The sequence below is a fragment of the Colwellia sp. NW0002-52-1 genome (genome assembly GCF_057550865.1).
Genome location: NZ_BAAJLU010000007.1, coordinates 75,759 through 88,735, shown reverse-complemented (window position 1 = coordinate 88,735; position 12,977 = coordinate 75,759). Strand labels below are relative to the sequence as shown.

At 37.0% G+C, this 12,977-nt stretch carries 11 protein-coding genes; 5 read left to right on the top strand and 6 right to left on the bottom strand.

The window, feature by feature from the left end:
- The first annotated feature begins 126 nt into the window (after window positions 1–126).
- The 4 genes from AC27H3_RS09035 (at window position 127) to AC27H3_RS09020 (ending at window position 4,145) form a co-directional block, all read left to right on the top strand.
- Window positions 127–675 (top strand): thioredoxin family protein, encoded by a 549-nt coding sequence (locus AC27H3_RS09035; protein WP_487105511.1) that lies wholly within the window; start codon window positions 127–129, stop codon window positions 673–675.
- The gene (locus AC27H3_RS09030) at window positions 653–1,438 is read left to right on the top strand and encodes a gluconate 2-dehydrogenase subunit 3 family protein (RefSeq protein WP_487105509.1); all 786 of its coding nucleotides are present in this window, start codon (window positions 653–655) and stop codon (window positions 1,436–1,438) included. Before AC27H3_RS09035 ends, AC27H3_RS09030 begins: the two co-directional genes overlap by 23 nt.
- Window positions 1,435–3,159: a GMC family oxidoreductase gene (locus AC27H3_RS09025; RefSeq protein WP_487105507.1), complete on the top strand. Its 1,725-nt coding sequence runs from the start codon at window positions 1,435–1,437 to the stop codon at window positions 3,157–3,159. Before AC27H3_RS09030 ends, AC27H3_RS09025 begins: the two co-directional genes overlap by 4 nt.
- 122 nt (window positions 3,160–3,281) lie before the next feature.
- Window positions 3,282–4,145: a YicC/YloC family endoribonuclease gene (locus AC27H3_RS09020; protein WP_487105505.1), complete on the top strand. Its 864-nt coding sequence runs from the start codon at window positions 3,282–3,284 to the stop codon at window positions 4,143–4,145.
- Between the two features lie 212 nt (window positions 4,146–4,357).
- Here AC27H3_RS09020 and AC27H3_RS09015 read toward each other — a convergent pair whose 3' ends face one another.
- The 4 genes from AC27H3_RS09015 to AC27H3_RS09000 form a co-directional block, all read right to left on the bottom strand.
- Window positions 4,358–6,175, bottom strand: a complete 1,818-nt coding sequence (locus AC27H3_RS09015; protein WP_487105503.1) for a hypothetical protein — start codon at window positions 6,173–6,175, stop codon at window positions 4,358–4,360.
- A 9-nt stretch (window positions 6,176–6,184) separates the two neighbouring features.
- Complete coding sequence (locus AC27H3_RS09010) at window positions 6,185–6,679, bottom strand: hypothetical protein (protein WP_085303242.1); 495 nt, start codon at window positions 6,677–6,679, stop codon at window positions 6,185–6,187.
- 85 nt (window positions 6,680–6,764) lie between these two features.
- Window positions 6,765–7,562: an ankyrin repeat domain-containing protein gene (locus tag AC27H3_RS09005; RefSeq protein ID WP_487105501.1), complete on the bottom strand. Its 798-nt coding sequence runs from the start codon at window positions 7,560–7,562 to the stop codon at window positions 6,765–6,767.
- A 15-nt stretch (window positions 7,563–7,577) separates the two neighbouring features.
- Window positions 7,578–9,092 carry a hypothetical protein gene (locus AC27H3_RS09000; RefSeq protein ID WP_487105499.1) on the bottom strand — a complete coding sequence of 505 codons (1,515 nt, stop codon included), beginning with the start codon at window positions 9,090–9,092 and terminating at the stop codon, window positions 7,578–7,580.
- Between the two features lie 214 nt (window positions 9,093–9,306).
- On the opposite strand from AC27H3_RS09000, the gene AC27H3_RS08995 reads away from it, so the two are divergent.
- Entirely contained in the window at window positions 9,307–9,723 is a 417-nt protein-coding gene (locus tag AC27H3_RS08995; protein ID WP_487105497.1) for a helix-turn-helix transcriptional regulator, read from the top strand.
- Between the two features lie 324 nt (window positions 9,724–10,047).
- Here the strand turns inward: AC27H3_RS08995 and AC27H3_RS08990 are convergent, their stop codons facing one another.
- Window positions 10,048–12,369, bottom strand: coding sequence for a protein kinase domain-containing protein (locus AC27H3_RS08990; protein ID WP_487105495.1), 2,322 nt, complete (start codon window positions 12,367–12,369; stop codon window positions 10,048–10,050).
- 30 nt (window positions 12,370–12,399) lie between these two features.
- Window positions 12,400–12,972 carry an RNA polymerase sigma factor gene (locus AC27H3_RS08985; protein ID WP_085303254.1) on the bottom strand — a complete coding sequence of 191 codons (573 nt, stop codon included), beginning with the start codon at window positions 12,970–12,972 and terminating at the stop codon, window positions 12,400–12,402.
- Window positions 12,973–12,977 lie beyond the last annotated feature (5 nt).

Below are 12,977 nucleotides of genomic sequence, written 5' to 3'. Positions count from 1 at the left end.
TCGTTCGACTGGCAATTTGACATAATGACCTAACAAGTATTTTGAAATATAGTTAATTAAACTAAGGTCATACTATTAAGCGTTTATTGTTATTACCCTAAAATTTTATCGAAATTGAGAGTGTGTATGAAATTTCAGTTGTTTATTATCTTATTTTTATCCAGTGTATTTATGGCTAAGTTAGCCAATGCGCAAGAACCAACGAGCCAAGTTACTAGCTTGTTTACAAATAACTTGCCTTTGTACAGCAAAGTTTATGACGACAAGCGCGACCCTTTTAAAGATGCGCAAGCGGCTATTATGTTAGCCCAGCAAACTCAACGAAATGTATTAATTGAAATTGGCGGTAACTGGTGTACGTGGTGTCATAAAATGGATGCGTTTTTAGAAAAAAATCCTAATATTTATCAAGCCTTACATAACAACTACGTATTGTTGAAAATTAACGTCAGTGACACTAATGAAAACGAAGCCTTCATGAAATCATTGCCGCCAGTGCAAGGTTACCCTCATATGTATGTATCAACTAATACAGGCCAAATGTTACTGTCGAAAGATACTGCCGAACTACTTGATGATCTAGAATACTCTGCTGAATATTGGTTGAGCTTTTTAGAGAAGTGGCAGGTTAAAAATAATAAGGACAACACGCATGAAACCAATACAAACGGCTAAAGTTCAGCTTCGAAAAAAAATAGCGAATAAAGCGATATCGCAAATAACCTCATTTTTTGACGAAAGCTTTCCAACACCAACATGGTTACAAAAAAAAGTGTCACGCCGTAGTGCATTAAAGTCTGCCGCTGGCGCTACTATGATTGCCGCCATGCCATTAAATGCTTGGTCAGCACTGGCAAATGAGCAATTAACAAAAGTATTGCAAACCGATCCTTGGTTAACGCTCAACGCCGTACTTGCACACTTGTTGCCTGAGTCGCCAACCGGTCCAAGTGCCAAAGAAATTCAAGCAACGCAGTATTTATACAATGTTGTTTATCAACAACCCACTGATAACGCCGAAATTGAATTTATCTACAAAGGTGTAGGTTGGTTAAATGGTTTTAGTCAAAGCCAACTACAAAAAAACTTTGTTATGCTGACAATGCAAGAAAAAGAAACAATATTGCGAGCAATAAGTAAGTCGCGTGCAGGAGAGAATTGGTTAAGCAACTTAGTGGGCTATATTTTCGAAGCCATGCTTTCACCGCCAAGTTACGGCGGCAATCCTGATGGTATAGGCTGGCAATGGTTAGAGCACCAAGCAGGTTTCCCGTTACCGCCCATGGGTAAACGATATTACGAATTGCCGGGACAGCAAGCTATTGTTATCAATGGTAATGCTACATCGGCAAATAAAGTAACTTCTGAAAATAAAGCTACCACAGTGGTAAGCCACCAACACTATATTCGCTCGCAAATAGGAACTAGAAAAGCATGAAATATGATATTTGTATCGTAGGCAGTGGCGCAGGCGCATCACCCGTGGCTTATACCTTAGCAAATGCAGGTGCCAAGGTTTTAGTACTAGAAAAAGGCGCTTGGTTAACCGAAAAAGAATTTTACAAAGACGAATTAGCCATTAGCTTACGCGATGTATACAACCCTAAGCTTGAAGACGAACAGCACGTTATTGAAGAAGAATACGAAAACGAAGCTGGCGAAAGCTTTTGGCAAGGCGAGGCAACAAGTGAGTCAGGTTGGAGCTTTTGGAATGGCACTGTAGTTGGTGGCTCATCAAATTTTATGAGTGGCTATTTTCATCGTTTAAAGCCAGTAGATTTTCGCTTAAAAACTGAGTTCGGCGCAATTGACGGAGCAAATATCGAAGATTGGCCGTTAAGTTACGAAGAACTAGAGCCTTACTATGCCCAAGTAGAAAAAGTGGTTGGTGTTTCAGGTCGAGTTACAAAGCATCCACATCAAGAACCTCGCTCAACAGATTTTCCTTATCCTCCGGTTGCTGAACACGCTATATCTTCTTGGATAGATGAAAGTGCAGAAAATATCGGGTATCACGCCGTACCTGTGCCTAGAGCAATATTGTCGCAACCGGCAATGGGCAGAAATAGTTGCGAATATTCAGGATATTGCAGTAGTTATGGCTGTTCGTCAGGCGCAAAAGGTAGTGGCAGGGCAGCCCTACTAAACCATGCAGTAGCTACCGGTAATTGCACCATTACACCCCATGCAAAAGTTTACAACATTGCCACAGATAGCCAAGGTGAAATATCTGGTGTGCATTTCTATGACAAAGCGGGGCGTAAAAAAGTGGTTCAAGCCAAATATTACGTAGTGGCTTGCCAAGCGGTAGAAACATCACGTTTATTATTAGCATCGAAAGGTGAAAAGTTCCCTAATGGCCTAGCCAATAATTCGGGCAATGTGGGCAAAAATTTAATCTTTAGTGGCGGTGGCACTGGCCGAGGAGATTTTTTCTATAAAGATTTAACGGCCGAGAAAAAAGCACAATTAACCCAAGTAGGGCCCTTTATAAACCGTGCTTTGCAAGATTGGTATCAAATTGACGATAAAGCCTTTACTGGTGTTAATCGTAACGGTAAAGCCAAAGGCGGCACGATAGACTTCTTGTTTTATCAAAACCCAATTGCCCGTGCGCAAAGCACAAAATGGCAATACGACGAAAACCAAGGTAGCGAACAGTTAATTTGGGGTGAAGAGCTTAAACAAAGCATGAAAGCTGAATTTACTACCTATAAAACATTACGCTTTGAAGTATTTAACGATTGGCTACCCAACGATAATTGTTTTGTTGATTTAGATGAAGAAGTTACCGACAAGTGGGGAGACCAAGTGGCTAAAATACGTATTGGCGCGCACAACCATGATTTAGATGTAGGTGAATACTTAGCTGAAAAAGCAGAAAAACTGTTAAGTGAAATGGGCGCAACCAACATAAGATCTTCAATCAGCAGTTCGCCAGCATCAAATTTAATGGCTGGCGGTTGTCGTTTTGGCGATAACCCTAAAACCTCAGTACTGAATAAAAATTGTCAAACCCATGAAGTTGACAACTTATTTGTTACCGATGCGTCATTTATGCCAACCGGTGGCAGTGTACCGTATACATTTACCATCTATGCAAATGCATTTCGAGTGGCAGATCATATTCAAGCACGTTGGCAACAAGCAAACGCTTAATATCTTATATAGCGGGATTATCGCTGCATAATCTCGCCATTTCCACGCTATTAGTGTAGATACCAAGTATCAGCTAGGGCATAATTCATCACAATATTAATTTTAACTCTTTAGGTAATTCTATGATCCACAGCATGACAGCATTTGCGCGCCATGAAGTAAAAGGCGAGTGGGGCAATGCGGTTTGGGAAATTCGCTCTGTAAATCAACGTTTTCTCGAAACTTATTTTCGTTTGCCTGAGCAATTTAGAAGCATAGAGCCAGTATTGCGCGAGCGCTTTCGTAAGCAACTAAATCGCGGAAAAGTTGAATGTAATTTGCGCTTCAATGCTAACCCAGGTGAAAAAAGCAATTTATCGATGAATACAGCGCTTGCAGAGAATTTACTTAAGCATGCAAACTGGATCAATGAACAAACGCTAAATAGCCAAATTAACCCACTAGAAATCATGCGCTGGCCTGGTGTTATGGAAGCTGAAGAGTCAGACATGAATGCCATTCAAGCTGAAATTCTTGCCGGTTTCGACCAAGCATTAAAAGACTTTATAGTTGCCCGCGCTGATGAAGGCGGCAATATGAAAACACTAATCGAACAGCGTTTAGACGGCATTATCGAACAAGCCGAAATTGTTAAAGGCCACATGCCTGAAATTATTCAATGGCAACGTAAACGCATTACCGACAAGTTTGCTGATGCTAACATCGAACTAGAATCGTCACGCGTAGAGCAAGAGTTAGTCTTACTCGCACAAAAAATGGATGTTGATGAAGAAATTGACCGTCTGTTTAGCCACGTAAAAGAAACTCGCAGCATTTTGAAAAAGGGCGGAGCACAAGGTCGTCGCTTAGATTTTATGATGCAAGAGTTTAATCGCGAAGCGAATACCTTAGGCTCTAAATCTATCAATGCTGATATTACTAATTCAGCGGTAGAGTTAAAGGTGTTAATTGAACAGATGAGAGAGCAGATCCAAAACATAGAATAATATTTTTACTGTATATACTCATAAAAATTGTAAGATTTAGTATTTTGTTCAGGGGGTTACTGTTTCGGGAAGAGCATGTTCCTGTAGAGTAATCACCCCATTTTTAATGGAGATCAGAAGTAGATTAACAGTGAAATAGTCCATAATCACAAAAAGTAGAACCTTTGCCTTTCACGTGATTAAATTGATTTTATATTCTATTCTTCCCATTCTTATTTACACAAATAGGCGCCAACACGTTCTTTATTCCAAGTATTAAATTTATTGCCCATTTTCCCTAAAAAGCCATGATACCAAGTGCCGTTTTTATGGTAGATGACGTGATCACTCCCACCAGTACACTCTACTCTAAATGATGGAACATTGCTGACACGCCCGTTACTCACAATTCTTTTTATCTCACGCTTGTTGGTAGGTGTTTTACTCGTTGAATTTGAGGTGTTCGATGAGCTAGCTGTAGAGGTACTTGATGATGACCTGCTTGGCGCATCACTATAGCTATTTGTTCCAATTTGAGAAGGCTCTGGATAAATTAATGTGGCATATTTAAACTCAGAGCGTGACCAATTAGTTCGAGAGACAATTTTATTAAAATCACTTTGTGAGTTCATAACCTGAGTGAATTTTTCTATTCGGTTAATAGCAGTTTGAGGTAATTTGCAACTATAAACATCGTAATGATTAATTGCTTCAGACGCTCCCCTCATTGCTTGAAAGAAAGAGGCACTATCTCGGCTTGAGGTTGCATAGTTATACTCACAAATGCCACTAAATGAAGTACGGAACGATTGCCCACCAGCAGAAAGTCTTAAGCTAAATGTATTTTCTGATGAATATGCACTGATGTTATAGGGCAAATGTTTAACGACATATTGATATATAAGGCGATTTCGAAATTTTTCTATGTCGAGGTTTAAGTTGAGTTTTGGTAGTTGAAGTATTTTCTTATAATAAGCCTGGCTATCACAACGCTGTTGGCATTTTGCAAGCACGGTGTTAAAGAATTTAGGTAAGTCACTTTCAAAGCTAACGGCATAATCAAAGTATTTTTCAACAATTTCATGATAGGGAAAATGTTTCAACACATAATTATATTCAATCGATTCGAAAAAGCTTCTCGCTTTACTACCAAATCCGTTTGTTTTCACTAGGTTTCTATATGTGCTAGGTTTATCACAGTTTGAACAAGTACTTAACACGCTATCGATAAAATAAGGAATTTCACTGACATTAGTTACTAGCAATTTTTGATAGCGATTTGATAGTGATTTATTCACCCAACCTGCACTAATACTAGGCTTGAAGATGTATTTGTATTCAATTGATGTTCGGGGTAAGCCAGCAACAATATTTTTACCATAACCAGGTAACTTGTGAAATTTAGATATATATTCGCGGCGATCACACAAGGTACACATCGACAGTACTTTATCGAAAAAAACAGGTAGGGATGAAATATTATTTACTCTATTTTTATAGTAAGTTTTAGCGATAAGTGTTCCAAATACTTCATTTTCAGTATTGTCTTTTTGCATTGCTGATTTTATTAAAAACGTTGATTTTCGATGATATTTAGGTGTTGATATGTACTTAAAGAAATTCGAACTTTTTAAATTTAATGAATACACCTTATCAAGTAGTCTTTTAGGAATACGTTCAACCAATCCGTATTCATTTCTCTCAAAATGTAGTGCATGAAGGCTATTTTTTTCATTATTAGTTAACCGTTCATCGGTCAAAATCTCTTTGTCTTTTAATACATACTCAATGAGGTAGTTAGACAATGCCATTTGCTTTTTAAGGTTTAGGTTTTTGGTGATTTCGTTGAAATATATGTCTTTGTCATTTCCAATGATGAGGTCAACACAAGACTCAACTTTCTGTTGCTTTATACACAAGGTATGAGGAGAATTACTTTTTATTTTAGTTAACTTGGCTTTTACTTCAGCTAAATTAAGTTTTTTCGCGTAGGGAGTTGTTGGCGATAAAAGTAAGATCAAAGCCAAAATATAGACGTAATGTTTAAGCATTAAAAATTTCTACTCTTCAATAGCGTTTAAACGATAAGAGAAAAAAACACGCCGTGTCCAGTTGCAATGAATCACCTCATTCTCAACGGGGTCATCTAAGTTGCATTGCGTTTGATGAGCAAGGTATAAATTCCCTTCTTCTTGATATAACCGTGTGCATGGTAACCAACTGAACTCTTCTTTAGACGTTACATTAACAGCAATACAAATAACTGGCTTTCCCTTGAGTTCTTGTTTGGTAGGTTCAAAATCTTGATAAGGAGAAGGACTGTCGTAATTGAAAGTTGCTTGTTTAATAAACCAAAGACCACTAGTGAAATTTTCGTTATCTAACTCTTGATAAAGCAGCGTACCATCTTCCATAAAATAAAAATGTTCTAAATTTGAGGTGAGGCGCTGGTTTACGATAAGGCGCTTTAAGTCATTCTTATTATCTATTAGTGTTTTTGCTAATAAATGTGATGAAAATAACGACAGTGCTAAAAAGGAAAGTAATAATTTCATAGCATAATTTTTCTGAGGCTGAATTTAAGATAGAGAAAAGAGCTAGTTTGTTTACCAGCTCTCACTTAAGCTAATTTTACAAAAATTAACCATTTCGTTCTTTTATGAAGTCATCCCAATTAAATTTACAGTAACGACCAAACTTCAAATAATCAGAGCTTTGTGGTTTGAATTGCTTATTACTCCATGCGTAGTCACAATACATATTAGCTAACAATATCAAACTCTGAGTACTTTGAGGCTTATCAAAGTTCTCTAAATGTGCTGCTCTTAACTTATCTATGTTCAAGTTTTTACCTGCACGTTGGCCATAATATTTAGTGACCGATGTGTTACCACCGCCCACCGCCCAACTTAACAAATCACTACCATCAGCATCTTTGGCAAAGAATACTTTATCTGTTAAATCATGAAAAAACTCATAGCTAATGCCGCTATACGCTGCTCTCATATAGGGCGTAATTTGGTTATAGTCAGCCTTGCTTGCCAACTTAGGCGTAGCTATTTTTAAAAACCTAAAGGTGCCAGGTTGATTACCTTGAGCTGCTGCATGAAAAGCAGTTTCTCCATCTTTATTCTTTAAACTAATTTTTGCGCCATTTTTTAGTAAGTATTCAATTGTTTTGTCTTGCCCTTTGAAAGCAGCCATCATTAAAGGTGTATTACCAATATCGTTTCTACTGTTGATAACATCATTACCTTTTTCTGCAACAAGCGCTTTTATGCCATTAATATCTCCTTTGGCCGCTAAACCATGAATACCATTGCCTGGCATAACACTTTTTAAGCCTGCTGTAGCGCTATTAAGTAATTCTGACGTGCTTTTGCAGCCAGTAGCCAACAAAGACAGCACTACCAATATTAAGAATTTATTCGTTTTCATAAGGATACCCTCAAGTTATTTGTTTTTTAGTTTGATGTTTAGTGCTTCATAGACATGAGGGATATACTTGTTATCCTTAGAGTCTGATATGATAAATCGACCTTCAATTCCTTTGAGCTTAAAGCTAGAAACAAAGAATAGGCTTCTAGTTCCTGTTCCTCTATGCAGGTCGTCTGTTTTTAAGTATTTTAAGGTCACCTCTTCGATACTAGGTTTACCCGCGGTTTTCTTTCCTATCGCCGTTATTAGTGCTTCGCTGATATCTAATTTAAAAGACATACCTCCTCTATCACGATAGGAGTTATAGCCTTCAGCGATTAGTTCTGTGCCAAAAGCGAACCTTTGGTCTTGGTTTTTCAAATGAGGGGTTATTTCTTTTGATGCGATATTTACGGCCAGTTTTGTTGAAATGGTATAAAGACCAAACAGAGGTTCAATATGTTCCCGTGTATCTGAATGAGCAACTCTTAACCAGCCTTTTTTATTAAATGATGCGGGTATATTTAAGTCTTTGACTTTAACTTGCGAATCTAAAAGCTCTTTTTGGGAGTAAGTTTTCTTAAACTCAGTAACTTTTGCTTTATGCTTTTTCAATAAATCATCTAAAGCAAATTCATTAATGCCTTTATAAACTAACCTTGAACAAAAAGCTCCTAAGCATATATATTCAGCTGATAAGGAAAACCCTTCTCCATCACCATTTTGGGCGGTATAAGCAAAGATATTATCAATCTCAGAAAAATACTTTAAATCTTTAACAACGGGGGCGCTTTCGTAAGACTTAATTTGCTCTGCTCTTTTTTTCTTTTTAGCAACTTCTTCTGCTTTCTTTTTAGCTAGAGATTCAGCAATACGATCTTTGATGGCTTGCTTTCTTGTTAGCTCTTTCTCTTTACCATCACTATCTTCTTCTGCAACATTGAACGTCCAGTAAGCGCCATCGTAGTACCAGCCGTAAAAATCAACTGCAACGTGCGGTGATTTTCTGCTGCCTTTACCTGCTTCTTTATACGATGCCAACTGACAAAATTTATACGCTTCCTTTTCTGTATCAGGCAGGGCAAATAGGTACATGTTCTCTTGAAGTTTTTTGTAGCTCATACCATCCGCTTGAGCGCAAGACCAACCTTGGTCAAGGTATGTTGCTTCGTTTACAGCTCCTTTACCATTATTATCAAAAAACTTACCGTTAAATGACATTGCATCAGCAAAGTATTTTATTCTTACGTTTTTGTCTGGCTGCTTTTCACCGAAAACAATAAAGCCTTCAACTTCATCCATTTCGATAGTTGTATTAGGCTTACGTAAGATATAATTAAATCGCGGGGCATTTATTGCTTCGCTCATACTAATACTTGAGCTATTGCCAAAAAACACCATTTTCGTATTTTGAATCTCTCCTTCTCTATCAAGCTGTACTAAATCGCCATTTGTTAGGCGAGCATATACACCATAACTTTCAGGGATTTCAGGTTCACCACAAGCAGTCAACCATAAGGTTGCTATAAGTGGGGCTAGTTTTTTTATCATTACGATAGGTTCCTTGTCTGATTTATATTTTAATTACTCACCTGAACTGATGAATTTTTCTTCTATTAAAACATCAAGATAAAAAATAAACCTTCCTTTAATCGCGCATTAAAAAATAATTTATTTTTTGGAAAAATTGGTGCGTTTTTCTTAGCTAGTGAATCGCTAAGGCGTTTGCCAAATTAAACCATCACTTTTTTAACTGACTGAGATGATGGCAAAACCTAAACCATTTACCCCCGAGCTATTTGAAATAAGAGTTAAGCATGCAATGGAACGACTTATTGCTGATAAGCAACCTTTGATTGGCGAGGAAAGAGGGGATATTCGGGTTACTGACATCGCTGATATTTTTAAGGTAAATGTGGCTACCTTTCGCCGCTGGTGTATAACCTATGTCAACCAAAGTCCGAGTCAGTATTTAGCAAATTATCGAATTGAAAGGGCTAAACAGTTACTTAAACAAGGGGTTAAGCCTTCAAAAGTGTCTGAAATGTTGGCATTTGGTGAGCATAAAATATTTTCAACCACATTTAAGCGATATCAAGGAAATACACCTTCAGAGGCTATGAAAATGCAATTCAGTACTTATTCGCCCAATCATACAGCATCGAATAAAAAGGGGCTGTAAGAAATAAAAAAGGCTTTAGCTATAGGCAGATTGTTATTTCAAATGCATATACGGGGGAGTCAAACACCTGAAGTAACCATCATATGAGTGGCCACCTTCTACCTTGTAGGATGTTTATCAGGTAGTCATTAGGCTATTTATTAGAAAAATACTCCTTGGTATCGTGATGGTTGTGGTCATATAAGGTATAAGTATTATTCGTAGTCAAAAGTGAAGTTGCTAATTATTGTTATAGCGAGTTTGTTAATTAGCAGTAACCTTGTGTGAGAAGGCTGCTGCTAATTAACGTATTTCCCCTTTCGGAGTATGTGTTGTGGTACAACGCTAAGCACTACTCTCGATAGATGAAAGTTTGTTCACAAGTTTTTCAAACCTTGCCAGATATTGGTTGGTAGGAGCAGACACTTTTAACATTGCTATGGCCTGGTTCAAGTAGTTAAGAGCATTCGCGTTATCTTCAACTTTTACTAGGGTTTCACCATATCCTCCTAATTGTACAGCTCTGATATATCCTTGAATGTTTAGGTTTTCTGTTGTCTTTAATGATTTTTTGTGCCACTCAATAGAGGTTTTATATTCGCCAATATCTCTATTGTTTGCAGCGATATTATGATAAATCACTGCCAATGCAATAGAGTCTTTAAGGTCTTCTCCTTTTAACGAGTTCAGTGCCATCATTGAATACTCCAATGCTTGTTTAGGCTTTTTTAAATCTCGCCCATAAATGGTGGCAATATTGTTGTAAGTTGCATGAACTCTTGGGTGACCTTCAGGTGAAATTTCCTGAAACATTTCAGCGGCTTTCTTTAAGTTTGTTAAACCCATGGCGAAGTTACCAAGCCCAGCTTGCACAGCTCCAAACTGTTGTAAATGTAATGCTGTTCGTGGATGACTGACATCCCCATACATACGAATGTCTAAATCAACTGCTTTTGCAAAATATTCAAGTGCTTCTTCATTTTTTCCTTCCATCATGAATGAACTACCTAAGTTACCAAGCACCGTTGCCACCATAAAATTATCGATTAGTAACAATGATTTATATCCACTGAGAGATTTTTGATAAAAACGTCTGCTTTCTTGATAAGTGCCACCTGAGTGCAATGCTAATCCCATTAAATTATAAGCTTCATAAATAATTTTTGGGGTATTGGCATTATTGATGCTGTTTTCAATTGCTGTTTTGGCATCACTTTTTCTGCCTGAAGATATATAAACTTGTGCAAGTTCATTTTGCGCAATATAAAAAGACTCATCATTTTTATCAAATAACGGAAGCGCTTTATTGTATAACTCTTCGGATTCTTTCAGTAAACCTCGCCCTTGATAAACCTTAGCAATAGCCTTAAGTAAATGTGCTTTAACTTTTGGACTTTTATTTACGCTTTCAAGTGCTTTCTTACTACTGTTATCAATAAGTTCTTCAACAGTTAATACGCTGTTTTTATCAATATCTGAAGCATCAAACATATCAGTTAAAAAAGACGTAACTTCTTCGCTTACTTCAACTTGCTCAATGAGCTTTGTATTGCTGCTATAGAGCGAATAAGAGCTAATAGCAATGGTAATAATGAGTGATAATGAAATACTTGAGACTAGTTTATTTCTTTGAAAAAACTTTGATATTTTGTACATCAAAGTATTGCTGTATTCGCTAATAGGCTGTTTATTAATAAATTTAGTGATGCTCTGTGATAACTCGAAAGAAGATGAATATCGCTTTTCGATATCACTTTCAGTTGATTTTGAAATTATTGCCTTAACTTCATTGGGAATGACCATATCCGAACCGAGCATTGCTGTGAGGTTTTTACCAAGAGCATAAACGTCACTCGTAGTTGATAACTTATTTCCTGCCAATTGTTCAGGGCTAGCGTAGTCTCTGCTTAAAGCTTTTAGGTGGTTATATTTTTGTTCATTTTTTAAAGTATTACCATTCATTGTGCTGTTGATATTTTGAGCGATACCAAAATCCATTAATTTGGGTTCACCTTGTTTATCAACTAGGATATTCGATGGTTTAATATCTGCGTGAATGACCATATGTTGATGAGCAAACTGTACAGCCTTACAGACTTTCTTAAAGAGTTTTAAGCGTTCTTGGAACCTTAGCGCATTTGCGTTGCAGAATTGATCAATAGAAATGCCATCAACATATTCCATCACCATGTAAGGGAGGTTGTTTTCTGTTTTATCAACCGTATATATTTTGGCGATATTTGTATGATCTAGGTTAGCTAAATGCTGTGCTTCTTTTTGTAAGAAATCCTCACCTGCTAACGCTGCAATAGAAGGATAGACAAATTTTATTGCAACTTTTTGTGCTAATTGACCATCATTGCGTTCGCCAAGATATACTGCGCCCATTCCGCCTTGGCCTAATTTTCTAGTTAACTTATATACGCTAACTTGTGTGTTGATTAAATCATGAATTATATTGTCATCAACTAGTTGTTCGGCCTGTTTTCCGATGAGTTGCTTAAAGGTTGTTTGTTTTTTATTTTCTTCATGCGCGGTAATTAAGGCGGTTGTTTCAGTATAAAATTCATGTTCACTACTCATTAAAATAGATAGTTGAACTGCCATGTTATCTTCATCAATTGCCAGTAAATGTTGAAATAATGCTAGTGGAGTATCAAAGTTCATTGTTGTTCTTATTATTTTTATTTTATCCGTTTAACACTGGGTGCGTAAGTAAGCTTTTGCAGCTGAAAGTTCACTATAAATGGTTGATTTTTTTAGTGTCAGCTCAGAGCCAATATCTTCAATATCATAACCTAAAAAGTAATGTAGTAAAGCAACTTGGTATGATCTAGGAGCGATCTTAGCTAGCTTAGATAATGCACTATCGAAAATAATATAGGGCTCAGGATCTTCTGATAGTGAAATAAACTTTGCTATATTTTCGCTGTTGTTCGACCTTTTTTGTGCACCTTTAGCTTTTAAATCGTCGAGCAACATCCACCTTACAAAAGAGGCTAACGACAGAAAAAACTGCTCTCTATTATCAAAAACTTCTTTGGGAGGAGATAATTGAACAAGCACCTCGTGCAAAAGTGAGGTAGTGTTGGGTAGCTGCTCTAATATGCTATGAGATGAAGCTTTATAAGTAATTTGCTTTTTAACTATACCCTTTAGATGATAGTAAATAATACTTCGCAGCTGATTCGCACTTTTTAAATCATTATGAACTATCCAGCTATTTAACAACTCGGTAACAGGTTCGTGTTGTGCAGTATCTATTGTCATATTAT